This is a genomic window from Bacillus sp. AFS012607 (genome assembly GCF_002558005.1).
GTDB lineage: Bacteria > Bacillota > Bacilli > Bacillales > Bacillaceae_G > Bacillus_A > Bacillus_A thuringiensis_S.
This window is the reverse complement of record NZ_NTVM01000005.1, coordinates 318,930-344,494: the sequence shown is the minus strand read 5'-3', so window position 1 is coordinate 344,494 and position 25,565 is coordinate 318,930. Positions and strand designations below refer to the sequence as shown.

The following is a 25,565-nucleotide window of genomic DNA, read 5'->3' as shown; positions in this document are numbered from 1 at the left end:
GTGAAACACATTGCGAATTGGAGAATTATCAAAAAAAACTGGTGTTAGTGAAAGATCACTAAGACATTACGAAGAAAAGGGACTACTCCCTTCTAAGCGCCTCGCAAATGGCTACCGTGATTTTGATGAAAGTGCCGTCGAAAAAGTGGAGCTTATTCAAATGTACTTACAAATTGGCTTAAATTTAGAAGAGACAGCAAGGATGCTGCGTTGCCTTGCAATTGAACCGCACCTGTACGACAATCCGTGCAGCAGCATTCTTACGCTTTATGAAGATAAACTCAATGAAGTAACAAAGCAAATCTCATTGCTTTCCAACATTCAAACAAATTTGCAAAAACACGTTTCACTCCTAAAACAAGCAAAAGAAAAGAGATGATTACATGTTTGTTATACATGGCAGTTCAAGACAAAACGGAAATACGGAAGCTTTAACACATATGATGATTGATGGAATTGAAACAGAACAAATTTATTTACGTGATCACACAGTCTATCCTATTACAGATAAGCGTCATGATGCAGAAGGATTCCAACCTGTAAACGATGACTACGAGCAGTTAACGAAACGCATGTTAGAGCACGACACGGTTATCTTTGCTACACCGCTATACTGGTACGGAATGAGCGGACATATGAAAAACTTTGTTGATCGCTGGTCACAAAGCTTGCGTGATACATCTCTTCATTTCAAAGAAAAAATGCAAGGCAAAAAAATGTATGTTGTCATCGTTGGCGGGGACAACCCCAAGCTAAAAGCATTACCGCTTATTGCTCAATTCCAATATATCTTTGATTTTGTTGGTTCTTCATTTGAAGGTTATGTTATTGGGGATGCGAATGGACTGGATGAAATTAAAAACGATGCTGAGGCGCTGGCAAAAGCACAATTGTATAATAATGAATTCAAAAATAGCAAATAGAAATAAGTTTGACAAAAACGATGACATCACATCTCTCGAACAAGAATACGAAACATTATTAGTTCAAATCCGAAAATGTAAAGAAGCGCTCTAATGTCTTCCCTATATATCGACAAGGCCTTCCGCATTTCCCAAGAAATATTGGAACTTCGACACAGAATAGCATTAATAAAAGTGAAAAAACCGTGCATCAGCACGGCTTTTTCACTTTTATATACGGACAGCAGTCCCGCTCACCGCAACCATTAGCATTCCTTCGCGAACTACTTCGTAATCCACGTCGATACCAACAATTGCATTCGCATTTTTTTGTCTTGCGAAAGTTTTCATTTCTTCCATTGCGATGTCGCGCGCTTCTTTTAATTTACTTTCATAAGCACCCGCGCGACCGCCGACAACGTCACGAACAGAAGCGAAAAGGTCACGAACGATATTCGCGCCCATAATCGCTTCTCCATTGACGATATCGATGTACTCAATAATTTCTTTTCCTTGAATTGTAGACGTTGTTGTTACAATCATGCTTTATAGCCTCCCATATAAGATTTTCACTTACTTATGGTGCACTAATTCAGCAGAAATTATATTTATGAACTGAACTGAGCTTCGTATAATCGGCTGTATCCTCCGCCTTGCTCAATTAGTTCCTCATGCGAACCTTGTTCTGCAATACCATCTTTATTTACAACGACGATACGATCTGCATTTTTAATCGTTGCAAGCCTGTGAGCGATAACTAATGTTGTACGGCCGACAGATAGTTCTGCAAGCGATTTTTGAATCGCTAGTTCCGTCTCTGTATCTAATGCAGAAGTCGCTTCATCTAATATTAAAATTGGTGGGTTTTTCAAGAACATACGAGCAATCGCTAGACGCTGTTTCTGTCCACCAGAAAGTTTCACACCACGCTCACCGATAACGGTATCTAAACCGTCTGGTTGTGAGTAAATTAAGTCTTCTAACTGCGCACGTTTTACCGCCTGCCAAATTTCAGCTTCTGACGCCTTTAAATTTCCGTAAGCAATATTTTCACGAATCGTTCCTGAGAATAAGAACACATCTTGCTGCACAATTCCAATTTGTTTACGAAGTGAAGATAATGTCATATCTTTCGTATCAATACCATCAATTTGGATTGAACCAGACGATTGTTCATAAAAACGTGGGAGTAAACTACATAACGTTGTTTTTCCAGCTCCTGATGGTCCAACGAACGCAACCGTTTCACCTGCATGTATGTTCAAACTAATGTCATTTAAAATCGGTTCTTTATTTTCATATCCGAACGTAATGTTGTTATATTGAATATCACCATGTACATGTTTAACTTCCATCGCACCTTTAGAGTCTACAATATCTGGCTCTGTTTCAAGAAGCTCTACATATCTCTTAAAACCAGCGATCCCTTTCGGATAGCTTTCGATTACCGCATTAATTTTTTCAATGGGGCGGAAGAAAATATTCGTTAATAGAACGAATCCAATAAATCCACCGTACGTTAATTCACCTTGCAGAACAAACCATGTACCGCATATTAAGACGAAGAGTGTTACGAGACGCATGAGCATATAACTAATCGATGAATTTAATGCCATAATTTTATACGCCATTAATTTCGTTGTGCGGAAACGAGCGTTGTTAACAGCAAATTGCTCTTTCTCAAACTTTTCATTTCCGAATGCTTGTACTACGCGAATACCACCAACATTATTCTCAATACATGCATTGAAATCAGCAACGTCTGAGAATAAACGTCTAAATGTACCTGTCATTTTTTTGTTGAAGTAAAGTGCTAACCATAATAAGAATGGAATGACGAAGAACGTTAATAGCGCTAACTTCCAGTTGATCATCATCATAAATGAAAATGCCCCAACTAAAGTCATAATAGCGATAAATAAATCTTCTGGTCCATGGTGAGCAATTTCCCCAATTTCCATTAAGTCGTTTGTAAGACGTGAAATTAAATGACCTGTTTTATTATTGTCAAAAAATCTAAATGATAGCTTTTGAATATGATCAAATAATTTCTGCCTCATATCCGTTTCAATGTTAACACCAAGCATATGTCCCCAATATGTAACAACATATTGTAAGCCTGCATTTAATATATACACTGCAAGTAAACCGAAACAAGCCCATAAAATAAGCGTCCAGTTTTGTCCTGGCAATAACTTATCAATAAATTGATTTACGATAAGCGGGAAGCCAAGTTCTAGTAATCCTGCGACAACCGCACAAGAAAAGTCGAGTATAAATAAACCTTTATACGGTTTATAGTAAGAAAAAAATTTACGCAGCATATCTTACCTCCATTTTCCAAAATTAAAAAGACTCTCTAAATGATAACCATTATCAAATAATTATTCAAGTTATCCGTCTATGAAACTAAAAATAAGATTTTTGGTATTTGTCATTTTTTCCAGAGAGTCGATATATTCAAATAATCGCCGATATAAATTTCATTTACTAACTACCCTCCCCCCAAACAAAAAAAGGTACCACCACAAGGTGATACCATTCCTTCTATTACATCGCTTCCGAATCCCACTCATGCTCCTGCTCAACGAATACAATACCTAATTCGTGATGTCCACCAGCATATAATGCAGTTTGTGCAAGACGAAGCTCACCATTTGTATCTAATACTTCTAATTTACAAAATGCTCCTGTCGTCTTCGTTTGAAGCGCATCATAAAATTCCTCGGCGCTTTTTGGAATGACTCCATTTACTTTCGTAATAATTTCTCCAGGTAGTAATTTTAGCTCTGCTCCAATTGTATTTGGGATTGTATCTAGTACAACGAGCCCATCATTGCGTGCAGCAAAATACGCTGGTCTTGTTTCATCAGTAATTTTCTCTTGCATCGAAATTGTGAAACGCCCAAGCATTGCGACTCCCATCGCGATAATTGCAAGTACATGCCACCAGTAACTTGCGATTCCTAAAACGAGCACAAGTCCTGCTAACCCATAAACACGTCTTCCTGTAAATAATAAAGCTTCCGTCGGCTCATAACTTTTAATCTTTCTCATAAATCCAATTAAAAATGGAACGAGAAATAGAGAATATGTATTTGAACCTATTGAAACGACAGGCCACCATGAAATAAACTGCGTTACCGCATCACCCGGTACAAGAATAAAAATAGGAACGATCCATAAACGCTTTGATTCGTGTAAACCAATCTTTAATCCACGCTTCCCCTTCCTAATCTTCGGTGTAGAATATCCTACTGCGTTTTTAGAAATCAATAAGCCTTCTACAATAAGCATAACGCCTAGCAAAATAGCAAGGGATACAATGGTATTCTCTTCACCTTCTCGAAGCTGTAAGAAGGAAACTGGTAGCTTAGAAGATAATAGAACACATACAATCGCAATGCTAAATGTATAAGCCGCTGATAAATATCGATACATAGCCGTTAATCCAAATAGTAATGTCCAAATTAAAATGGCCCATAAGCTTGCTTTAGAAACAACAAGTCCAAGCCCAATCGTAATAATAGATACTACTAATCCGTATCCAATCCCTGCAAATAGAGAGGTTCGCAGTTCAAACCAAATATCATAAACTTTAAAAGAAAAATCTTTTCGTTCTCTTAACATACGTAAGTATCCAACGAAGATACTACTTATTACAAATATATAGACAGCAGGGTGTAAGAAAAAACGTCCAACTGCCCGCATTATTTCAAAAATCCACGACTCCACGAACTCATTCACCACCATTTATATCATTCTTTCTTTTTATATTATCATAACTAAACAAACGTTTGTTTAACACAAAAAAATACAGGCAGCAAACTGCCTGTATTTCTTCTTATTTTGCCATTAATTTTAATGCTGACTGTAATTGTAGATCATTTTCTCCAGAACGGATTTTTTCGATAATTTTAGTTTGAATCGCTTCAGCTGTCTTTTTATCAAGCTGTCCTGTCGCTTCCATTTCATTCGCATTTTGGAATGCTTTCAGCGCTGATTCTGTCTCTTTACTAAAGTATCCATCTTCACGACCTGGTACATATCCTAAGCTCTTAAGCATTTCTTGAGCATGTTTTACTTGTACATCATTTGAATTGTATGAAAGTGTTTTTTCAATTTGAATTGGTGTCGCATGATAATAATTTGGTTGCTTCACTTCTACTGTTGGCGCGATTCCTTTTTTATGAATCCAGTTCCCATCCGGTGTTAACCATTTAAACATCGTTAATTTAATGTTGCTGCCGTCTTTAAATGGAACAGCTTGCTGGACAGTACCTTTACCAAATGTCTTTTCACCAATTAAATCGTATCCTTCTCCTTCTTTCAGTGCACCAGCTAAAATCTCTGAAGCAGAAGCACTTCCATTATCAATTAATACTGAAATTGGATATGGTTTTCTCTCTTTCAGTTCCGTAGAGAATTTCTTCTTCTCACCATTTCGCTGCTCTACTTGTAGCATCGGCTTTTTATTCGTCATAATTTCTCCCAGTATATCTTCTACACTATTTAAATAGCCACCAGGATTACCACGCACGTCAATAACTAAGCCTTTTATATTTTTCTTCTCTAACTCTTTTAACTGATCCTTAAATTCCTTCGCTGTATTTTCAGCAAAAGAAGTGATTTGCATATAACCGATATCTCTTCCGCTCTCTTGCTTCACAGAACTAAACACTGTAAAGATCGGAATTTTTTCACGCTTAATTTTAAATACAATCGGATCAGTTACTCCCGCACGTTTAATTTCAATTGCGACAGTCGTTCCTTTTTTACCACGGATCTTTAATACTGCTTCTTCACGTGATAAGTCTTTCACACTGTTTCCATCTACAGATAAAATTTGGTCATTCGGTTTAATTCCTATCTTTTCTGCTGGTGAACCTTTAATTGGTGATACGATAATAAGCTTATCGTCCGTTTTGTTCACCTCAGCCCCAATCCCCTCTAATTCAGGATCAAGCGATTCACTAAACTGTTTGGCTGTTTCTTTATCCATATACGTGGAATAAGGGTCCTTCAGCGTAGACAACATGCCTTGTATTGCACCTTCAACTAACTTTTCATCTTTCACGTCTTCCACATAACGTGAATCAATTAGTGCATACGCCTCATTAATTTTTGCCAAATTCCCTTGCGCAGTGCTAGCATTCCCACTCGAAATTGTTTGCGTTACTTCTGCTGGGTTAACCCCAAATACAGACATGCCTGCAAACATTCCGCCAGCACCAATTAAAAATGCAACAACCATTCCAATAATTGCAACTCTACGTTTCAATGCGGAATTCCCCTTTCCAAAACACACAGGTGGTGTAGCAAAAGGCATCACACAGTGTGTGATGCCTTTACCTATTTCTACTATATGATAAGCTTGTACGAATTATGTTTGCAACTTTTTATACTTTTAAGAAACGACGAATTGACATTACACTTCCCCACATACCGATTAACGCACCGATTAACACTAGTAAACCAGCTAATTGGAATACGAAAGGACTGTATGGTAGAAGCTCGAAAATTGTTCCGCCAAGTTTTTCGTTAAACACACCTTGCAACGAATTATACGTAACTAGAATTAGGCCAATTGGAATAATTGATCCTAATACTCCTAAGAATAACCCCTCTAGCAAGAATGGCCAACGAATGAACCAGTTTGTTGCACCAACAAGTTTCATAATTTCAATTTCTGTACTACGAGCATAAATTGTAATTTTAATTGTGTTAGAGATTAAGAACATTGCTGTGAATAAAAGACCAGCAATTAACGCAATCCCAATGTTACGACCAGTTTTTACAGTATCAAATAATCGTTCAACTTGCCCTTTTCCGTACTGAACATTACTGACAAACTGCATTTTTTCAACCTTCTTCGCGATTGTCGCTGTATCTGTTGGTTCTTTTGCTTTTACAACGAATACGTTTTTAAGTGGGTTATCTTGTTCAAATAACTCAAACGTTTTTCCGCTATCACCTAAGCTTTTAATTAAACGTTTTAACTCTTCTTCTTTAGAAGAATATTTAATAGAATCTACTTTTGCAATCTTACTCATATCTTCTTCTAATTTCTTTTGATCAGCTTCTTTCGCAGCTGGATCAATGTGTACACGAATCTCTACATCTTGCTCTACTTTTGTCGCAAAATGGTTCATATTCATAATCGCTGTTAAAAAGACACCTACAAGTAATAATGTAACTGTTACTGCACTAACAGAAGCAAACGTCATCCATCCGTTACGTGATAGATTCTTTACACCTTCTCGCAAATGTCGACTAAGGGTCTTAGCCTTCATATCCGTATCCTCCCTCAATCTCGTCTCGAACAATTTTTCCGCCTTCAATCGCGATTACACGATGACGGATTGTATTTACGATATCTGCATTATGCGTCGCCATAACAATTGTTGTACCACGCTCATTAATGCGAGTAAAAATCTTCATAATATCAAGAGCTGTTTCAATATCTAAGTTACCTGTTGGCTCATCAGCAATTACAACCTTTGGTCGATTTACAATCGCTCTTGCAATCGCAACACGTTGTTGCTCTCCACCTGAAAGTTCACTTGGAATTGCATCTGCACGATCTTCAAGACCTACAAGACCTAAAACCTCTGTTACACGCTCACGAATTGCATCTGGTTCTTCTTCAATTACTTCTAAAGCAAACGAAACATTCTCATATACCGTTAATTTAGGTAGTAATTTAAAATCTTGGAAAATTACGCCTAATTGACGACGAAAATATGGAACATCTCTTTCTGCCAATGTTTCAATAACAAGTCCATTTACATTAATTGATCCTGTAGATGGCTTCTCTTCACGATACATCATTTTAATAAATGTAGATTTTCCGGCTCCACTCGGTCCAACTACGTATACGAACTCACCTTGTTTAATGTTAACTGTAAGACCAGCAATGGCTTTCATACCATTCGGGTACTCCTTATAAACATTCGTCATTTTTATCATTATTTATCACCCAATACTTAATGATTTTTTTCGAAATACTTTTCTGTACATCTGAAAATAAAAGACATCCTTCATTTTCACTTAGTCATCCTTGTTGAAGGTAGTTTACTTATGCTTTCTCATAAGCAATACCACTCTATGTAATATATTTCAGCAAAATTCTACAAACCCCATTGTAACATCAAACGGTTTCCAGTTCGGATACATTTTTGTTACAGTTATGTTACATAAATGAAAAGGAAAACGAGTTGACCTATATTATCAACTCGTCCAGTTCACCTTTTTTATTTATGTTCAGCTAACCATTCAGATACTTTTTTCGCATCTTCACCTTGAATAAGTCCTGGTGACATTGAACCGCGGCCTTTTTTAATAATCTCTTCGATATCTGCAGCGTCGTACTTACCGCCTACTTTTCTTAAATCAGGTCCAGTTGCCCCTGATAAATCTGTCGCGTGACATCCAGCACAACTTCTTTGGAAAATTTGTTCTGCGCTGTCTGTGCTTGCAGACTGTTTCGAAGACTTACTCTCTTCTTTATTTCCGCATGCTCCTAAAGCAAAAACAACCGATGTCCCTAGCGCAATAGCCAACAATTTCTTTTTCACTTCTATCGCTCCCCATTGTTGATATTCTTTTTATTCCTAACACACTCATTTTCATTATAAGCATTATCTTTATATAGAAAAACTAAGGTGTATTTCATATTCCTCAAAAATACAGTGAGAACCTTGATAAAATAAAGCTTTCATAAGTTGTTTCAATTCTGTGAACAGCTTAAAAAACTTCTATAAAGAATCCTTTTTAAAAGGAAAATTAGAAATGTTCTATATAAATCTTTACCCTATTATCGCTCTATTTTACTATTCTCTACTTTTTACAAAACAATATACACCATTGTAATCTACATATAATCCCATCAAAAAGAGAAGTTGTCGTTTCCAACTTCTCTTCCTCTTTACTTCATCTATAAAAATAAAATCAAATTCTTTATATCCTCTATATCCTCAGCGTGGGCCAACAATTTAGTTGGCTTTTTTTCACTTATTAGATGCGAGAACGTAAGTAAGCATCAATAAATGGATCAATCTCTCCATCCATAACTGCTTGTACGTTACCAACCTCCGTATTTGTACGGTGGTCTTTTACAAGAGAATACGGGTGGAATACGTAAGAACGGATTTGGCTACCCCATCCGATTTCTTTTTGTTCCCCGCGGATTTCATCTAATTGTGCTTGTTGCTCTTCTAGTTTCTTTTGATATAATTTCGCTTTTAACATCTTCATCGCATGCTCACGGTTTTTAATTTGTGAACGCTCTGACTGACACGTTACAACTGTATTTGTCGGTGTATGTGTAATACGAACTGCTGAATCTGTCGTATTAACGTGCTGCCCACCCGCTCCACTTGCGCGGTACGTATCAATTTTTAAATCTTCTGTACGTACTTCGATTTCAACTTCATCATTGAACTCTGGTACAACTTCACAAGATACGAACGATGTATGACGACGACCTGAAGAATCAAATGGTGAAATACGTACAAGACGATGTACACCTTTCTCTGCTTTTAAGTAACCGTAAGCGTTATGACCTTTAATTAATAAAGTTACACTCTTAATACCAGCTTCATCACCCGGTAAATAGTCAACCGTTTCTACTTTAAATCCACGTTTTTCAGCCCAACGTGTATACATACGTAATAACATAGAACCCCAGTCTTGTGACTCAGTTCCACCTGCACCTGGATGTAATTCTAAAATTGCATTATTTTTATCATAAGGATCACTTAATAGTAACTGAAGCTCATACTCATTCATTTCTTGAATTAAGCCTTTTACTTCTGACTCTAATTCCTCATGTAAATCTTCATCGTATTCTTCTTTTAAAAGCTCATGCGTTACTTCTAAATTTTCGAATGTTTCATCTAATTGACGGAAACTTCCAACCATATCTTTTAACGCATTCGCTTCATTAATTACAGCTTGCGCGCCTTGTTGGTCATCCCAAAATCCTGCGCTCATCATTTTTTCTTCTAATTCTGCAATTTGTTTCTCCTTAGTAGGAAGGTCAAAGAGACCCCCTAAAAGCCGCTAATCGCTTAGCCATTTTCTCTAATTCCTGTCTAATTTCTACTAATTCCATTTCCTTCACCTCTATGTAATTGCTGTTACTTTCGTATGAAAACAAGGGAAACTCTCTCCACTTATTACGGAGAGAGTTTAACCCTTCTTAATTATACATTTTTGATATAAAAGTTTGCAAAACAGCCAAAGCTACCGCCCTATATTACTGAACAATACCACAGCAGTTTTTATATTTTTTACCGCTACCACATTTACATAAATCGTTGCGGCCCACTTGGTCACCTTTTACAACTGGCTTTTTCTTCGCTTCTTCGCCGTCGCTAGATGGATGAACAGCTTCACCTTGAACAACTTCTTGACGTTCTAAGTTTTGTTCAATTTCAGCTTTCATAATGTAACGAGAAATTTCCTCTTCAATAGAAGCAACCATTGACTCGAACATCGCAAATCCTTCCATTTGGTACTCACGAAGTGGATCAATTTGACCGTAAGCACGTAAATGAATACCTTCACGAAGGTGATCCATCGCATCAATATGCTCCGTCCATTTTGTATCTACAACGCGGAATACAACAACTTTCTCAAACTCACGCATTTGCTCTTCTGGCATAAGCTTTTCTTTGTCATTGTAACGCTCTATTAATTTCGCGATAATCGGTTCGCTCATTTCCTCAGGAGCAAGGCGACGTAATTCTTCTTCTTTTACGTCTCCTTCTTGAAGAAGGTTTGTATTTAAGTAGTCAACAAGACCTTTAATGTTCCAATCTTCTTCAATTTCCTCTTGTGTGTGAAGCGCAACAGCACGTTCTACTGTAGATTTCATCATACCTTCAATAATGCCACGTAAGTTTTCCGATTCCATTACTTCTTGACGCTGCTTATAAATCACTTCACGTTGCTGACGAAGTACATCATCGTATTGTAATAACTGCTTACGTGCATCATAGTTATTTCCTTCAACACGTTTTTGTGCAGACTCTACCGCTCGAGAAACCATTTTACTTTCAATTGGCTGGGAATCATCCATACCAAGACGATCCATCATTGCTTTCATATTATCTGAACCAAATCGGCGCATTAATTCATCTTCCATCGATAAGTAGAACTGCGTCACACCAGGATCCCCTTGACGACCAGCACGACCACGTAACTGATTATCAATACGACGGCTTTCATGACGTTCTGTACCGATAACTGCTAGACCGAAGATTTTCACATCATCTCCAAGCTTAATATCTGTACCACGACCAGCCATATTCGTCGCAATCGTTACAGCACCTTTCATACCAGCTTCCGCAATAATATCTGCTTCACGTGCATGGTTTTTCGCATTTAAAATGTTATGACGTACACCTTTACGCGTTAACATTTTTGAAATAAGCTCTGAAGTTTCAATTGCAACTGTACCTACAAGAACAGGTTGCCCTTGTTTATGACGATTTACAATATCCTCAACAACAGCATTGAACTTACCTTCCATTGATTTAAAGATTAAATCAGCACGATCATCACGAATAATCGGTTTGTTTGTTGGAATTACAATAACGTTCATATTGTAAATGTTACGGAATTCCTCTTCCTCTGTTTTCGCTGTACCAGTCATACCAGATAATTTTTCATACATACGGAAGTAGTTCTGGAATGTAATTGTCGCAAGTGTCATACTTTCATTTTGAATTTCTACACCTTCTTTTGCTTCAATTGCTTGGTGTAATCCTTCGCTATAACGACGACCTTTCATAAGACGACCAGTGAATTGGTCTACAATTACGATTTCGCCTTCTTGTACAACATAATCTGTATCACGGTGCATAACAACGTGTGCACGAAGCCCCTGATTAATATGGTGAAGAAGTGCTACATGTTTTAAATCGAATAAGTTTTCAATATGGAAAGCTTTCTCTGCTTTCGTAATACCATCTTCTGTTAACATTACATTTTTCGTTTTCACATCAAATGAATACTCTTTTTCATTTTCTAACGTACGAACGAATGCATTTGCAAACATGTATAGCTCTGTTGATTTTTGAGCTTGTCCCGAAATAATAAGCGGCGTACGTGCTTCATCGACTAAAATAGAATCGACTTCATCGATAATAGCAAAATGAAGTGGACGTTGAACGCACTGCTCTTTATATAAAACCATGTTGTCACGTAAGTAATCGAATCCAAGCTCATTATTTGTGCTATACGTAATATCAGCAGCATAAGCCTCTTGTTTCTCTTCGCGTGACATACTATTTAAGTTAATTCCTACCGTTAAGCCAAGGAACTCATGAAGTTGTCCCATTTCGTTCGCATCACGTTGTGCTAAGTATTCATTGACTGTAACAACGTGAACACCTTTTCCTGTTAAAGCATTTAAATATACAGGTAATGTAGATGTTAACGTTTTACCTTCACCCGTTTTCATCTCAGAAATATTCCCTTCATGTAAGGCAATACCACCCATTAACTGTACGCCATATGGACGCATTCCAAGAACACGAGTTGCCGCCTCGCGAACAACTGCAAAAGCTTCCGGTAGTAGATCATCTACTGTTTCACCTTTTGTTAGACGTTCTTTAAATTCAAGCGTCTTTCCTTTTAATTGTTCATCAGTTAGTGGCTTAATAGATGACTCTAATGCATCAATTTGCTCAACTGTCTTTTGCATACGTTTAATTTGGCGTTGGTTTACATCAAACACCTTTTTTAAAATACCGATCATAGGAAATACGCTCCTCTTTTATTAAAATAAAACTTCCGATTGTTTTCTTTTTCTCTATTACAATCAGTCGTTGTAAAAATCAAATGTATGTTATGCCAATTTTTCTCCTAATTAAAAAAACTAAAATGTATATACCTAATGATAATTGTAACACTTGTCTTATAACTATGACAACAATCGGCCGAATGTCTCGTTCTAAATTAAGAAAAGTTTTTTAAAAATCTATTTTCAGCAAAAAAAGCGCAGCCATTTCGGCTGCGCTTTCGAATTATTATTTAGTTTCGATTAAACCATATTTCCCATCTTTACGGCCGTATACAACATTAGTTTCATTTGTATCAGCATTTGTGAAGACGAAGAAATTATGTCCTAGCATATCCATTTGTAGAATCGCTTCTTCAACGTCCATCGGTTTTAAATCGAATCGTTTTGTACGTACAAGTTCTAATTCATCCTCTTCTACCTCATCCATAACAGCTACTGCTTCTGGAAGGATAAAGTTTGTTTTCATAGAACCTTTCTCACGTAACTTACGATTTACTTTTGTTTTATGTTTACGAATTTGTCGCTCAATTTTATCAACTACTAAATCGATAGCAGCGTACATATCGCTATTAGTTTCTTCTGCACGAAGTAATAAATCAGTAAATGGTATTGTTACCTCGACACGTTGCTTGTCAGAGTATACTTTTAAATTAACTTTAATCTCTGGGAATGTATCAAAATAACGTTCTAACTTACTTAGTTTTTTCTCTACATATTCCTTTAATGCTGGAGTTACTTCAATATTTTCACCACGAATGTTGAATTTCATAGATGAATTCCTCCTTTCAAGCCTATGTACTATAATTTCGACACTGGCTTAAAAACTCCTTCTAACTTTTTTAAAAAAATTAGTGGAATTGCGATTTTTTTATCGTTTTTTGTTGAAATGAAAAGATGCATCGTTTCTATCTTTATTTTATCCTATTAACATCGTGAATAACGAATATAAGTGTGGCCAATTCGTTACAGAAAAGAAACAACTTTTTGACAACTTACCCTATAATAAAAAACCCCTTGCGCAAAACAAGAGGTTCTACCATATATATAACGTTGCCACAAATGCAGCTTTCTCTTCCCAAAAACAATATTCCTACAGTTTTACAACATTAGCTGCTTGTGGTCCACGTGCTCCATCTACAATGTCAAACTCTACTTGTTGCCCTTCTTCTAATGACTTATACCCATCTTGTTGAATAGCAGAAAAATGGACAAATACATCGTCACCATCTTCGCGCTCAATAAATCCAAATCCCTTTTCTGCATTGAACCATTTCACTCGTCCTTGCATGTTCATTCCATTCCCTTCACTCTAAAAATCAGGGCATTCGCCCCATATTTTGACTATAACGAATGACAACATATGAAGTCAAAGAAGACTTATCGCCTTTTTATTATCCCTTTCGACACTGCCATATTAACTTCTACAAAGTGTCAAACTAGATACTTCCCTTGCCCCTCTTTCATATAACAAACTTCCGATTTGCCTAACTGTAATTCCTGTCGTATACACGTCATCAACGAGTAAAATATGTTGCCCACAAAACATCTCTTCTCCCTGAAAATAAAAAGGATTGCTTCCTGACATCCTTTCTTTACGCGTCTTCTTACTTTGCTTTTCTGTTTCTCGCCGTCTTAAGGAAAAATCAGAAATACGGACAGGCAAACAAGTTGCTAATAACTCTGCTTGATTAAAGCCACGTTCAACTTCCCTTTCCTTACTAAGCGGAACAGCGATAACGGTTGAAACATCAGCAAAATACTTTTGAAATAAACTTCGAAAAGGACGATAAAAAATGCGCACTAACTCTGCATCACCCCGAAACTTAAACTGTGCTACTATTTCTTTCATCTCATTATCGTACATGTATAACGAACGGTTTTTAAAAGGACGATACTTCTCCTCATTCATCCACCTTATACAATCTATGCAAATACCGTCTTCTTGAAATGAGGCAGGAACAAATTCTAAAGGTCGGCCGCACTCCATGCAAATTTCTCCTATAATATAGGAAAGTTTCTGCTTACATCTATCACATATATATTTTCTATGACACTTTACAAAAAAAGTGTACCAACTAACCTTTTCTACAAAACACTCATCACAAAGTAAACAATGCATTAATCGATCAATCCTTGTTCTTTGGCATTTTTATTCATACCTTGAATATGTTTTTTCGCGCGCACCATCGCCTCTGTCTTACCATAGTGAAAATAAATGACCTCTCCATACGGTGCTTCAAAGCTCCGCCCTGCTCGGCCCGCAATTTGTACGAGTGCACTTTCTGAGAATATTTCTTCTTCAGCCCCTAAAACCGCTACTTGCAAATTTTTCACCGTTACGCCTCGCTCTAAAATTGTCGTTGTAACTAATAATGGGATTTCTCCTTTTCTGAAAGCCGCTACTTTTTCTTTTCTCCCCGGATCTTCTGCATGTACACCTTCAATTCGCTTGTTTAATGATTTTAACAACAGGCTTATCTCTTCTATATATCGCACATGGGGGACAAATAAAAAAATAGGATGTTTTTTATTTAAGTATGTTTGTAACCACTGTAGTAAAACTCGAGGAATTCTTTTATGAATGAGGCTTTTTTTCCAATTCCCGCACCAACAAAATAAAGGAACTGGCAAAGGATGACGGTGATATCGTCCAGAAACAATAACACCTTTTTGTTCACCTTTTCTAAATTTTCGCTTCCACGTTTCATCTGGAGTCGCAGTTAAATAAATACGCGCCGCCCTTTCTTTCATCGCTTGTTTTACCGCGTACTGTAACATTTGATCTGCACAATATGGAAAAGCATCTATCTCATCTACAACCATGACATGAAACGCCCTATAATAACGCAATAATTGATGCGTGGTCGCAACGACTAGTACTGCATCTTTTTCTTTATCCACACTCCCTCCATATAAAGCCGCTACCTTTATATATGGAAATACTTCTTGTAATCTCGGTGCTAATTCCAGAACAACATCCGTTCTCGGCGTTGCGATACAAACTCTTTCTCCTTTTTGAAGCGCTTCGTTAATACCGTAAAACAACATCTCTGTTTTCCCAGCCCCGCATACAGCCCAAATAAAAAATGATTCTTTTTGCTTAATAGCCTCTACAACACCTTGTGCCGCCAAATTCTGACCAGTAGACAACTTCCCGTTCCACTGTAACAAGTTTAATTTCTTTTCTCTCTTTCTTTCAGCAATCCCGCGAACAAGTACAGCACATTCACTTACCCTCCCCATCGTTATACACTTCCGGCAATATGTGCACACTTTACTGCACCTTCTACATAAAAACGACGCAAATAGCCGCTGATCTACATTTCCGCAGCGTTGGCACATATATTTAGAATTCTTCTTTTTTACACCTTGTACACATATGACCTCTCCCTTCCTTTTCAAATCATTTAATTCCCTCTGTAAATCTGAAGAAAGTTCGTCTAATAGCAACTGTTTCCCCGCCAGCATCAACAATCACCTCCAGCACTACTATAAACCCTTCTTCAAATCCCGTAAAAACTCAAAAAAGCCGATAACCTACTTATAAAATAGTAAGCTATCGACTTTATACACGTTTTTTATTGAATTATAATTCTATAATCTTCCGTAACCTAAGAAATGTTTTTGGTTGTAAGAGCTATTTACACTACCGTAAGTAACACCTGTTGACTCATCAGCAGCATGAATTATTTGACCGCCACCGATATAAATACCAACGTGAGATACACCTTCTCTATATGTACCTTGTAAGAAGATAAGATCTCCTGGTTTCGCTTCAGATGCGCTAATCTTTTGTACAGAACTCCACAGGCTTCTAGTATCTTGACGACCTAAACCGTAAACATAAGAGATTAAACCACTGCAGTCAAAACCACCGTTTGAAATTGACGCACTACCCCATACGTATTTTAGACCTACTAAACCTTTAGCTTTTTCGACAACATCTTGTCTGCCACCTTTAGTATCAGCTGGTACTTCTGGAGTTGGAGCTGGTTTTTTCGCTTCTTCTTTTTTAGGCTCTTCTTTTTTAGACTCTTCTTTTGGAGCTTGTACAGCATTATTTGCTGGAGCTGCTGGTTGAGCTTGTGTTGGTGCTGGTTGAGCCGCTGCTGGTTGTTGTGCAGCTTGCTCTGCTTGTTTTTGAGCAGCAGCTTCTTGTGCAGCTTTTTCTTGCGCTTCTTTTTCAGCAATTTGTTGTAATTTTAATGCTTGTTGTTCAAGCTCTTTTAATTGGCTTTCCGTACTTGTCATTGTAGTTACAACTGTATCCATTTTACCGCTTAAATCGTTTACCGCTGTTGCTTTTTTCTCTTTTTCAGCGTCAAGTTCTTTCTTAGCAGTTTCAATTTGAGCTTGTGCTTCTTTTAATTCTTTTTGTTTCTCTTTTACCGTTGCAACATCTTTTTTCACACTAGCTTGATCTTCTTGCTGTGTTTTCATGATATCTTCATCAGACTCAAGAATTTTAGAAACAGAAGTTAAACGATCAACTAAATCTGCAACGTTTTTAGAGTTTACAAGAACTTCTGTTACAACGTTCGTATTTGGTTGTTCTTGAAGTGCAACTAAACGCTTTCTTAATAACTCTTCACGTTTTGCAATCTTTGTTTGTAATTCTGCAATATCTTTATTTTTCTTTTCAATTAATTGCTCAGTATCAGAAACTTTTTTCGTTGTTTCATCAAGTTTTGCAGCATTCTCTTGAACAGACTTATCTAAACCTTGAATTGTTTTGTTTAAGTCATTCATTTGTTTTTGTAATTCATCACGTTCTTGTTGTTGTTTATGTAAAGTGTCATTTTGTGTATTAATTTGTGATTTCACGTCAGAAATTTTATCTTCTGCAAATACATTTGGTGTTAGTCCTGAAAACATTAACCCTGCAACTAATGCGCAAGATGCCATTTTTAGCTTTTTCATTTTATTTTTTACACCGCTTTCTTTTTTCTTTTTCCGTATATAACCTATAAAATTTATACCATAATTCGGGATTTTTTTTGCTAATGTTACGTTTTTGTAAAACAAATGTAATATTATTTGTAGCTCTAGCGCAAAATTCGTATATTTTTGTATGTATGTGTAGAAATTTATATACTTTTCTCACTTCTGTGAACAAAGAAAAAACGTAAGGAATCCCTTACGTTTTATTAAATATACGAATACAAATGAAATGCTACTTCATCCATTTCTCAGCCCAATTTTGGACCTCATCCATAACACTTTCTAACGCTTTTCCCTTGTCAGTTAAGCCATACTCGATTCGAACTGGTACTTCTGGATAAACATCACGAACTACAATGCCCTCGCTTTCCAATTCCTTCAAACGCTCTGACAACATACGATCGCTCATATTTGGGATGATATCTGCGATTTCTCTAAAACGTTTCGACTCTTCAAGCAAAGATTTAATAATTAAGCCAGTCCATTTCTTACTAAGCAAAGTAAAAGCTGACTCAAACTTTGGACATAAACAAGAATTATGCTCCATATGTTTCACCTCTCTTCTATTATAATATAGTTTCTTGTAAAAAGTAAGTTATAAAACTTTCCTCATTATTTTATTTTACGTACATTTTACCATTTCCAAATATTAACTTGTCAACTAAACGTAACATACCCGTAAAAAAACCCTCTTAAAAAGAGAGCTTTTTATATCTTTATTACTTCGTATACCATCCAAGACCTAATGCACCTTCACCTAAGTGCGTACCAATTACAGCTCCAAAATAACCTGTACGAATTGTGACGTGAGGATATTTTGCTTCTAATTCTTTCTTCCATTCATTCGCTTCCTCTTCACGTTGCGCATGAATGATAACTGCTTCCATAGGTACACCTTTACTTGCTTGCTCATCAAAAATTTCAATGATACGTTTTAATGCTTTTTTACGTGTACGAATCTTTTCAAACGGAATAATGATTTTATCTCTAAAATATAGAACTGGCTTCACTTGTAACAGACTGCCGATGAAAGCTTGCGCGCTATTTAATCGACCACCACGTTGCAAATGATGTAAATCATCAACTACAAAATAGGCGTCCATCGTTTTCTTCATTTCATCAAAACGAGCGATAATCTCTTTTGGATTCTTTCCTTCACTTGCTAACTTTGCACCTTCACGCACATAAAATCCTTGTACTTCACAACTAATTTCAGAGTCATACGTATATACATCAATACCCTCTACCATCTGTCCAGCTGTTGTTGATGTTTGATATGTACCACTAATTCCACTTGATAGGTGAATACTAATAACTGCATCATAATCTTTAGCTAGTTCTTCATATAGCTCAACAAACTTTCCGATTGCTGGTTGAGAAGTTTTTGGAAGTTCCTCTTGTTCACGTACTTTCACATAAAAATCATCTGCTGAAATTTCAGCTTCTTCTTGATAAGATTCTGTTCCAAACACAACGTTTAATGGAATCATATATATATTGAGTTCATCACGAATTTGCTTCGGTATATATGCTGTACTATCAGTAACAATAGCTATTTTCATTTTCGTACCTGCCTTATAAAAAGTTTTATTTCCTAATTTTACACGAAAACTACAAATGGTGCATCCATACAGGGAAATGCCGGTTGAAATTATACTCACCATCTCGACAAATTACAACAAAAAGATAAAATAATCACCAAAAACTTCAACGTATTTAGAAAAAATGTTTGAATATAAAAAGGCTCGCTTTTAAAATGGAAAGTACTAGTCATTTTGATAGATAGGGGCGTATACAAGTGCTATTACAATATTTAACAATCAAAGACTACGGCGAACACGAAATCGTCATTCAAAAATCAAGATTTATTTGTTATATTAGCCGAGCAACGACTGAGGAAGAGGCTCAAGAATTTATACAAAAAATAAAAAAACAACATTGGAATGCAACACATAATTGTTCCGCTTATTTAATTGGCGAACAAGATCATATTCAAAAAGCAAATGATGACGGCGAGCCTAGCGGTACAGCTGGCGTACCAATGCTAGAAGTACTTAAAAAACGTGGACTAAAAGATACCGTTGTTGTCGTAACACGCTATTTTGGTGGCATTAAACTTGGCGCAGGTGGATTAATTCGTGCATATGGAAAGTGTACAAGCGAAGGCATTAATCATGTCGGTGTTGTCCAGCGAAAACTAATGCGTGTGATGCAAACCGAGATTGATTACACATTACTTGGCAAAGTGGAAAATGAATTACGCAATTCAAAATATGCCATTAAAGATATACATTATCTAGAAAATGTCACATTTGATACGTATGTTGAAGAAGACGGCAAACAAGCCTTTACAGATTGGATGATTGAATTAACAAACGGGAAATGTACAATTACAGAAGGAGATATGTTGTACTTAGAACAAGATGTTATCTAAGCATAACTCTTTTATCACCTTTAAAGATTAATGTAGTGAATTACTTCCCTACAAATGAACTAACGAACTAAGGAGATTATATATGGAAGAACGTTATTATCATCTCCAAAATAGCAGAATAAAAAAGAAACGAAGAAGGAAACTTTTCTTCTTCCTTATTTTCGCATTTTTATTTGGCAGTATAGGAGTTTATGTGTTAAATTCTTACTCTTCTCTTATGGGGATGTATAGTGGTTTTACTCGTGAAAAATCGGATTTAAGAAACAAAGATGTAGAAATTACAAAGGAACCTTTTACAATTCTCATTATGGGTATAGAAGATTATGCGACAGACGGTCAAAATGGTCGTACAGACTCATTAATGTTTGCAACAGTCAACCCGAAAACGCAAAAGATTTCACTTATGAGTATTCCTCGTGATTCTCGAGTTACAATTGTTGGTAAAAATAAAGAAGACAAAATTAACGCTGCCCATGCTTACGGCGGAGAAGAAATGGCAATCAAAACTGTCGAAGGCTTTCTAAAAGTTCCTGTAGACCATTATCTTAAAATTGATTTCCAAGGCTTTAAAGGTATCGTTGATGCTGTTGGCGGTGTTACTGTTGACGTACCCTTCGATTTCTGGGAGCGCTCTGACGTGGATTACTACAAAAAAATTCAATTTAAGCAAGGACAGCAAAACTTAAACGGTGAAGAAGCACTTGCTTACGTCCGTATGCGAAAGCAAGATCCAAATGGCGATTATGGTCGAGCTGCTAGACAAAGACAATTACTGGCCGCTGTTGCTCATAAACTAAACTCCACATCTACTGTATTTAAAATTAAAGATTTAACGGCTGTCGTTGGAAAATATATAAAAACCGACATTCCTATTTCAGACGGACTTGCTCTTTACAATAAAATTTCTGGATTTGATCCTTCTACAATGCAAACGTTAAAGCTTGAAGGCGAAGACAAAAAGATAGGCGGTATTTATTACTTCCTTCCAGATCCAATCAGTGTAGAAACGGTGCGTAACGAAATTGAAAAAGAATTAGGAGAAAAAGCAAAAAATCCAACTACAAAAAACAACTCAAATCCTGATTCAAATTCAAGTTCTAACGAACAAACAAAAAAAGAAACAAACCAAAATAAAACACCAACTGATCCGCCACCTTCTACAAATGCTCATGCAGAGTGGATTATGCGCAATCAGCCATAACAAAAAGGCCCAATCTATCCGATTGGGCCTTTTTTATTTACTTATTAAAGTGTTGTAAAATTGCTTCTACAATACGCTCTGATGCACGACCATCACCGTAAGGATTAGATGCTTTCGCCATCTTATCATGAGCTTCTTTATCTGATAACAACTCATCAGCAAGACCAAAGATTGTCTCTTCGTCTGTTCCTGCTAATTTCAGCGTACCTGCTTCAATACCTTCAGGGCGCTCTGTTGTATCACGAAGAACAAGAACTGGTACCCCAAGTGATGGAGCTTCTTCTTGTACACCACCAGAATCAGTTAACATTAAGTATGAACGAGCTGCAACATTGTGGAAATCAATTACATCTAGCGGCTCAATTAAATGAATACGGTTATGTTCACCTAAAATTTCATTTGCTATTTCACGAACAACAGGGTTCATATGAACAGGGTACACAACTTGTACATCTTCATGCTTATCAACAAGACGCTTAATTGCACGGAACATATTACGCATCGGTTCACCTAAGTTTTCACGACGGTGAGCTGTCATAAGTACAAGACGATCATTTCCAAGTTTCTCTAGTACAGGATGACTATATGTTTCTTTTACAGTCGTTTGTAGCGCGTCAATCGCTGTATTTCCTGTGATGAAAATACGTGACTCATCTTTATTTTCCTTCTGTAAGTTCGTTGCTGATTTTGCTGTTGGTGAGAAATGAAGATCCGCCATTACACCTGTTAATTGACGATTCATCTCTTCTGGGTATGGAGAATACTTATCCCACGTACGAAGGCCCGCCTCAACATGACCTACTGGAATTTGATTATAAAAAGCAGCTAAGCTTGCAATAAATGTTGTTGTTGTATCACCATGTACAAGTACAATATCCGGCTTCGCTTCTTTCATTACTTTATCCAAACCTTCTAAGCCACGCGTTGTAACATCAATTAAAGTTTGGCGGTCTTTCATGATATTTAAATCGAAATCTGGCGTAATTCCAAAGATACTTAATACTTGGTCTAACATTTGGCGATGTTGTGCTGTTACAGTCACAATCGATTCAATTTTTTCTGGGTGTTTTTGCAACTCTAATACAAGAGGTGCCATTTTAATTGCTTCTGGACGTGTCCCGAAAATTGTCATTACTTTTAAACGTTCAGTCATGTGATTGCCTCTTTTCTTTCACTAATTACAGCTTCTATTATGACATATAAAAATATGTATGAGTACATCCCTTTTTAACGCATAACAGAAACTTTTCTATTACAAATACTTTTTCTTCCCACCGAGTAATAATCTATCTTTTGTTTCTTAACATCTTCATCAGTATAACAATTTCTCCCATCAAATAAAATAGGCTCCCTCATAAGTTGTACGTACTTTTCTAACGGATAAGTTTGAATATCTTCCCATTCTGTTACGATAAAAACCGCACTCGCATCTCTAATCGATTCATCTATACATCTACTATATTGTATAGCATCTCCAAATATATTTTTCACATATTGAATTGCTTTTGGGTCGTAAAGAACAATATCTGCACCTATATTAATTAATGCTTCTATTATAATAAGAGATGATGCCTCTCTAATATCATCCGTATTCGGTTTAAAGGATGCGCCAAGAACTGCAATCCGCTTTTTATTCATGTTCATGACTTTTTTCGCTTTTTCAATCAATAGCAGTTGTTGCTTATTATTTACTTCAATAACCGCTTTTAACAAACGAAAATCATGAGCAACATTTCCCGCAATTTGCACCAGCGCTTTCGTATCTTTTGGAAAACATGATCCCCCGTATCCAATACCCGCATTTAAAAAAGATGCACCGATCCTCTTATCCATTCCCATCCCTTTAGCAACATCCAATACATTTGCGCCTACCTTCTCACATATATTTGAAATTTCATTAATGAAACTAATCTTTGTAGCTAAAAAGGCATTCGACGCGTATTTAATCATCTCTGCACTTTTAATATCTGTAACATACGTTTCTAAGCGTAATTTGCTATACAAACTCTCTACTCTTCTTGCTACTTCCTCACTATCTGCTCCAATTACAATACGATCTCCATGAAAGAAATCATAAATACCTGAACCTTCACGCAAAAACTCTGGATTCGATACGATATGTAATGTATATCTCCCCTTTAACTCCTCCTCAATCCATCCTTTCATTACATCATTTGTACCTACTGGAACTGTACTTTTCGTAACAACAATAATATCGTTCGTCGCATATACTCCAATATCATTACAAGCACTCTGAATATACGTTAAATCCGCCGTCCCATCTAATAAAGGTGGTGTTCCAACTGCAATAAATATAAACTCTACATCCTCAAACGCCTCTTCTTTATTTGATGTGAAAGTTAAAGCATTATTCTCATATGCATGATTTATTAATTCATGTAATCTAACCTCATAAATAGGTAAATCCCCTTGTTTTATCCGTTCAATTTTCTCATCATCTATATCAAAACATGTAACTGAATGCCCCAACTTTGCCAATCCTACTCCTGTAATCAACCCAACATATCCAGTACCTACTATCGTAATTTTCATTTCCTTTTCGCACAGGAATATACAATAGAAAAGATATGAAATATAGAATTCTCCCTGTGCTTCCCCCTCTCACATTAAAAATGAGAAAACTCTTTTCCTTTTTCATTATATGAATTACTTCCCTCATTCTTTTTAAAGTTTTTGTAAAATTAAATGCACTATAATATAAAGTGAAACTTAATCATTGGGAATCCAGTTACCAGCTCACTCCAGATAAATTCCCACATTTTAACACGAGACTTACTCATTTCTACGTGTAACACTTATAATACTGAACTAAAAGTATTCACTATCGAAGAAAAAGAGGAAATGTCATATTCCAAAGTCCAGTACGATTAACCTTCTTATATGATTCAATATTCTATATACAATTGTCATATATTCTATCCGCTTCCATTAACCGTAAAAAGAAAAAAAGATTGAATTCTAATCTTTTTGTGATACCATATGTTATGAGCCTGTAAATAAACATCATAATTTTCAGATAAATATATTTTCAAAAAAAAAATTACGTTAGACTATAAAGGGTGGGGTATTAATGGACTCACAAGTGATTTATGCCATTTTGGCATCTTTCATCACTGTACTCGTCGTTACTCCTTTAGTTATTAAATTAGCTTTTAAAATAGGAGCGACAGATAAGCCAAACGCACGTAAAGTGCACCAAAAGATTATGCCACGTCTTGGCGGTTTAGCAATCTTTATCGGTGTAGCTGTAGGATTTGTTGTCGGCGGCTTATATGAGCAAAGAATGTTATCGATAACGCTAGGTGCGATTATCATTGTAATCATCGGAATTTTAGATGATATGTACGAGTTATCTGCGAGAGTAAAATTCGGTGGACAACTGTTAGTTGCCATTATGATTGTAAAAAGTGGATTATTAGTGCAAGTATTATATATCCCATTCCTTGGGGATACTGAACTTGGATGGCTTGCTTATCCAATTACAGTATTTTGGCTTGTAGGTATTACGAATGCAATCAACTTAATTGACGGCTTAGATGGATTATCTGCTGGGATTTCATCTATCGTACTTGCAACGCTAGCATATATGGCCTTCACTAGCCCATGGGGTACTGGAACAGCGATTATCTTGCCACTCGCATTAATTATATTAGCAAGTACAATTGGATTTTTATTCTACAACTTCCATCCAGCAAAAATTTTCATGGGAGATACAGGAGCACTATTTTTAGGATACTGTATTTCTGTTATATCGTTACTTGGATTATACAAAAGTGTAACGTTATTCAGTTTTATTGTTCCAATTATCATTTTAGGTGTACCTATATTTGATACGATATTTGCAATCATCCGTCGTATCGTAAATAAAAAACCTATTTCAGCACCAGATAAATCGCATTTACATCACCGCTTACTTGCAATGGGATTCTCTCATCGCAAAACGGTACTAATCATATACGCATTCGGTATTTTCTTTAGTGTAAATGCCATTATTTTCACTAGTGCAACGTTATGGTTATCCATTATTCTTCTTTTCGCTTTGATTTTCTTCACAGAAATCATTGCTGAAATAATCGGGCTTGTACATGAACGTTACAAACCACTTATTTCCTTTTATAAAAAAGTGAAAAAACGCGAAGACTAATTGTAGTATAGCCTTTACCATTATGAAATATTCAAATAGCACCCTCTTTCTTATAAGAGGATGCTATTTTTTTATTCATTATTTTACATTTCCAAAATATAGATTGTTTG

At 36.3% G+C, this 25,565-nt stretch carries 23 protein-coding genes and 1 pseudogene; 6 read left to right on the top strand and 18 right to left on the bottom strand.

Annotated elements, in window-relative coordinates; all coding sequences use genetic code 11:
- Nucleotides 1-10 precede the first annotated feature (10 nt).
- From CN409_RS04475 to CN409_RS32240, 3 genes and pseudogenes are all read left to right on the top strand, one after another.
- The gene (locus tag CN409_RS04475) at nt 11-379 is read left to right on the top strand and encodes a MerR family transcriptional regulator (protein ID WP_001219228.1); all 369 of its coding nucleotides are present in this window, start codon (nt 11-13) and stop codon (nt 377-379) included.
- Between the two features lie 4 nt (nt 380-383).
- Nucleotides 384-923 (top strand): flavodoxin family protein, encoded by a 540-nt coding sequence (locus CN409_RS04470; protein WP_097980968.1) that lies wholly within the window; start codon nt 384-386, stop codon nt 921-923.
- A gap of 16 nt (nt 924-939) precedes the next feature.
- A pseudogene (locus CN409_RS32240) lies at nt 940-1,017 on the top strand (macrolide transporter); the annotation flags it as partial.
- A 116-nt stretch (nt 1,018-1,133) separates the two neighbouring features.
- Here CN409_RS32240 and CN409_RS04460 read toward each other — a convergent pair.
- The 16 genes from CN409_RS04460 to CN409_RS04375 form a co-directional block, all read right to left on the bottom strand.
- Nucleotides 1,134-1,445: a heavy metal-binding domain-containing protein gene (locus CN409_RS04460; protein WP_000637523.1), complete on the bottom strand. Its 312-nt coding sequence runs from the start codon at nt 1,443-1,445 to the stop codon at nt 1,134-1,136.
- A gap of 65 nt (nt 1,446-1,510) precedes the next feature.
- On the bottom strand, nt 1,511-3,226 hold the full coding sequence (locus CN409_RS04455) for an ABC transporter ATP-binding protein (RefSeq protein WP_000944606.1): 1,716 nt from the start codon (nt 3,224-3,226) through the stop codon (nt 1,511-1,513).
- Between the two features lie 226 nt (nt 3,227-3,452).
- Nucleotides 3,453-4,655 (bottom strand): PDZ domain-containing protein, encoded by a 1,203-nt coding sequence (locus tag CN409_RS04450; protein ID WP_000261257.1) that lies wholly within the window; start codon nt 4,653-4,655, stop codon nt 3,453-3,455.
- A 91-nt stretch (nt 4,656-4,746) separates the two neighbouring features.
- On the bottom strand, nt 4,747-6,183 hold the full coding sequence (locus CN409_RS04445) for a S41 family peptidase (RefSeq protein ID WP_000830306.1): 1,437 nt from the start codon (nt 6,181-6,183) through the stop codon (nt 4,747-4,749).
- A 118-nt stretch (nt 6,184-6,301) separates the two neighbouring features.
- Complete coding sequence (gene ftsX, locus CN409_RS04440; RefSeq protein WP_000645028.1) at nt 6,302-7,195, bottom strand: permease-like cell division protein FtsX; 894 nt, start codon at nt 7,193-7,195, stop codon at nt 6,302-6,304.
- A complete protein-coding gene (ftsE, locus tag CN409_RS04435) occupies nt 7,185-7,871 on the bottom strand; it encodes a cell division ATP-binding protein FtsE (protein WP_000594331.1) in 687 nt (228 codons plus the stop codon). Before ftsE ends, ftsX begins: the two co-directional genes overlap by 11 nt.
- Before the next feature lie 284 nt (nt 7,872-8,155).
- On the bottom strand, nt 8,156-8,479 hold the full coding sequence (gene cccB, locus CN409_RS04430) for a cytochrome c551 (protein WP_000727971.1): 324 nt from the start codon (nt 8,477-8,479) through the stop codon (nt 8,156-8,158).
- A 439-nt stretch (nt 8,480-8,918) separates the two neighbouring features.
- Nucleotides 8,919-10,017 (bottom strand): peptide chain release factor 2 gene (prfB, locus tag CN409_RS04420; protein ID WP_097807990.1). Its coding sequence is split into 2 segments (ribosomal slippage): nt 8,919-9,944 and nt 9,946-10,017, totalling 1,098 coding nucleotides; the frame shifts between segments, so codons are not numbered across the junction.
- A 144-nt stretch (nt 10,018-10,161) separates the two neighbouring features.
- Entirely contained in the window at nt 10,162-12,669 is a 2,508-nt protein-coding gene (gene secA, locus CN409_RS04415) for a preprotein translocase subunit SecA (RefSeq protein ID WP_000579374.1), read from the bottom strand.
- A gap of 271 nt (nt 12,670-12,940) precedes the next feature.
- Nucleotides 12,941-13,483: a ribosome hibernation-promoting factor, HPF/YfiA family gene (hpf, locus tag CN409_RS04410; RefSeq protein ID WP_000671187.1), complete on the bottom strand. Its 543-nt coding sequence runs from the start codon at nt 13,481-13,483 to the stop codon at nt 12,941-12,943.
- A 321-nt stretch (nt 13,484-13,804) separates the two neighbouring features.
- Nucleotides 13,805-14,002: a cold shock protein CspC gene (gene cspC, locus CN409_RS04405; protein WP_001990088.1), complete on the bottom strand. Its 198-nt coding sequence runs from the start codon at nt 14,000-14,002 to the stop codon at nt 13,805-13,807.
- Between the two features lie 126 nt (nt 14,003-14,128).
- Entirely contained in the window at nt 14,129-14,833 is a 705-nt protein-coding gene (locus tag CN409_RS04400; protein ID WP_086391190.1) for a ComF family protein, read from the bottom strand.
- Nucleotides 14,833-16,182, bottom strand: coding sequence for an ATP-dependent helicase ComFA (gene comFA / locus CN409_RS04395; RefSeq protein WP_002083580.1), 1,350 nt, complete (start codon nt 16,180-16,182; stop codon nt 14,833-14,835). The genes CN409_RS04400 and comFA overlap by 1 nt, the downstream gene beginning before the upstream one ends.
- Before the next feature lie 126 nt (nt 16,183-16,308).
- Nucleotides 16,309-17,739, bottom strand: a complete 1,431-nt coding sequence (locus CN409_RS04390; RefSeq protein WP_000499489.1) for a C40 family peptidase — start codon at nt 17,737-17,739, stop codon at nt 16,309-16,311.
- A 148-nt stretch (nt 17,740-17,887) separates the two neighbouring features.
- Entirely contained in the window at nt 17,888-18,202 is a 315-nt protein-coding gene (locus CN409_RS04385) for a winged helix-turn-helix transcriptional regulator (protein WP_000400856.1), read from the bottom strand.
- A 172-nt stretch (nt 18,203-18,374) separates the two neighbouring features.
- A complete protein-coding gene (locus tag CN409_RS04375; RefSeq protein WP_000684725.1) occupies nt 18,375-19,217 on the bottom strand; it encodes a DegV family protein in 843 nt (280 codons plus the stop codon).
- A gap of 236 nt (nt 19,218-19,453) precedes the next feature.
- Between CN409_RS04375 and CN409_RS04370 the strand changes: the two genes are divergently transcribed.
- On the top strand, nt 19,454-20,089 hold the full coding sequence (locus CN409_RS04370; protein WP_000926669.1) for a YigZ family protein: 636 nt from the start codon (nt 19,454-19,456) through the stop codon (nt 20,087-20,089).
- 82 nt (nt 20,090-20,171) lie between these two features.
- The gene (locus tag CN409_RS04365) at nt 20,172-21,290 is read left to right on the top strand and encodes an LCP family protein (protein WP_000392802.1); all 1,119 of its coding nucleotides are present in this window, start codon (nt 20,172-20,174) and stop codon (nt 21,288-21,290) included.
- Between the two features lie 37 nt (nt 21,291-21,327).
- On the opposite strand, the gene wecB is transcribed toward CN409_RS04365, so the two are convergent.
- Nucleotides 21,328-22,443 (bottom strand): non-hydrolyzing UDP-N-acetylglucosamine 2-epimerase, encoded by a 1,116-nt coding sequence (gene wecB / locus CN409_RS04360; protein WP_000140145.1) that lies wholly within the window; start codon nt 22,441-22,443, stop codon nt 21,328-21,330.
- Nucleotides 22,444-22,517: 74 nt separating this feature from the next.
- Nucleotides 22,518-23,843, bottom strand: a complete 1,326-nt coding sequence (locus CN409_RS04355; protein WP_016078169.1) for a UDP-glucose dehydrogenase family protein — start codon at nt 23,841-23,843, stop codon at nt 22,518-22,520.
- A gap of 538 nt (nt 23,844-24,381) precedes the next feature.
- Between CN409_RS04355 and CN409_RS04350 the strand changes: the two genes are divergently transcribed.
- Nucleotides 24,382-25,455, top strand: coding sequence for a glycosyltransferase family 4 protein (locus CN409_RS04350; protein ID WP_000378320.1), 1,074 nt, complete (start codon nt 24,382-24,384; stop codon nt 25,453-25,455).
- The last annotated feature ends 110 nt before the right edge of the window (nt 25,456-25,565 follow it).

What these genes read in the sequence shown, in the direction of transcription:
- CN409_RS04470 (WP_097980968.1), top strand. Translation starts at nt 384, where the DNA reads ATGTTTGTTATACATGGCAGTTCAAGACAAAACGGAAATACGGAAGCT.
- CN409_RS04460 (WP_000637523.1), bottom strand. Translation starts at nt 1,445, where the DNA reads ATGATTGTAACAACAACGTCTACAATTCAAGGAAAAGAAATTATTGAG.
- CN409_RS04455 (WP_000944606.1), bottom strand. Translation starts at nt 3,226, where the DNA reads ATGCTGCGTAAATTTTTTTCTTACTATAAACCGTATAAAGGTTTATTT.
- CN409_RS04450 (WP_000261257.1), bottom strand. Translation starts at nt 4,655, where the DNA reads ATGGTGGTGAATGAGTTCGTGGAGTCGTGGATTTTTGAAATAATGCGG.
- ftsX (WP_000645028.1), bottom strand. Translation starts at nt 7,195, where the DNA reads ATGAAGGCTAAGACCCTTAGTCGACATTTGCGAGAAGGTGTAAAGAAT.
- ftsE (WP_000594331.1), bottom strand. Translation starts at nt 7,871, where the DNA reads ATGATAAAAATGACGAATGTTTATAAGGAGTACCCGAATGGTATGAAA.
- secA (WP_000579374.1), bottom strand. Translation starts at nt 12,669, where the DNA reads ATGATCGGTATTTTAAAAAAGGTGTTTGATGTAAACCAACGCCAAATT.
- hpf (WP_000671187.1), bottom strand. Translation starts at nt 13,483, where the DNA reads ATGAAATTCAACATTCGTGGTGAAAATATTGAAGTAACTCCAGCATTA.
- cspC (WP_001990088.1), bottom strand. Translation starts at nt 14,002, where the DNA reads ATGCAAGGACGAGTGAAATGGTTCAATGCAGAAAAGGGATTTGGATTT.
- CN409_RS04400 (WP_086391190.1), bottom strand. Translation starts at nt 14,833, where the DNA reads ATGCATTGTTTACTTTGTGATGAGTGTTTTGTAGAAAAGGTTAGTTGG.
- comFA (WP_002083580.1), bottom strand. Translation starts at nt 16,182, where the DNA reads ATGCTGGCGGGGAAACAGTTGCTATTAGACGAACTTTCTTCAGATTTA.
- CN409_RS04385 (WP_000400856.1), bottom strand. Translation starts at nt 18,202, where the DNA reads ATGGAGCATAATTCTTGTTTATGTCCAAAGTTTGAGTCAGCTTTTACT.
- CN409_RS04375 (WP_000684725.1), bottom strand. Translation starts at nt 19,217, where the DNA reads ATGAAAATAGCTATTGTTACTGATAGTACAGCATATATACCGAAGCAA.
- CN409_RS04365 (WP_000392802.1), top strand. Translation starts at nt 20,172, where the DNA reads ATGGAAGAACGTTATTATCATCTCCAAAATAGCAGAATAAAAAAGAAA.
- wecB (WP_000140145.1), bottom strand. Translation starts at nt 22,443, where the DNA reads ATGACTGAACGTTTAAAAGTAATGACAATTTTCGGGACACGTCCAGAA.
- CN409_RS04355 (WP_016078169.1), bottom strand. Translation starts at nt 23,843, where the DNA reads ATGAAAATTACGATAGTAGGTACTGGATATGTTGGGTTGATTACAGGA.
- CN409_RS04350 (WP_000378320.1), top strand. Translation starts at nt 24,382, where the DNA reads ATGGACTCACAAGTGATTTATGCCATTTTGGCATCTTTCATCACTGTA.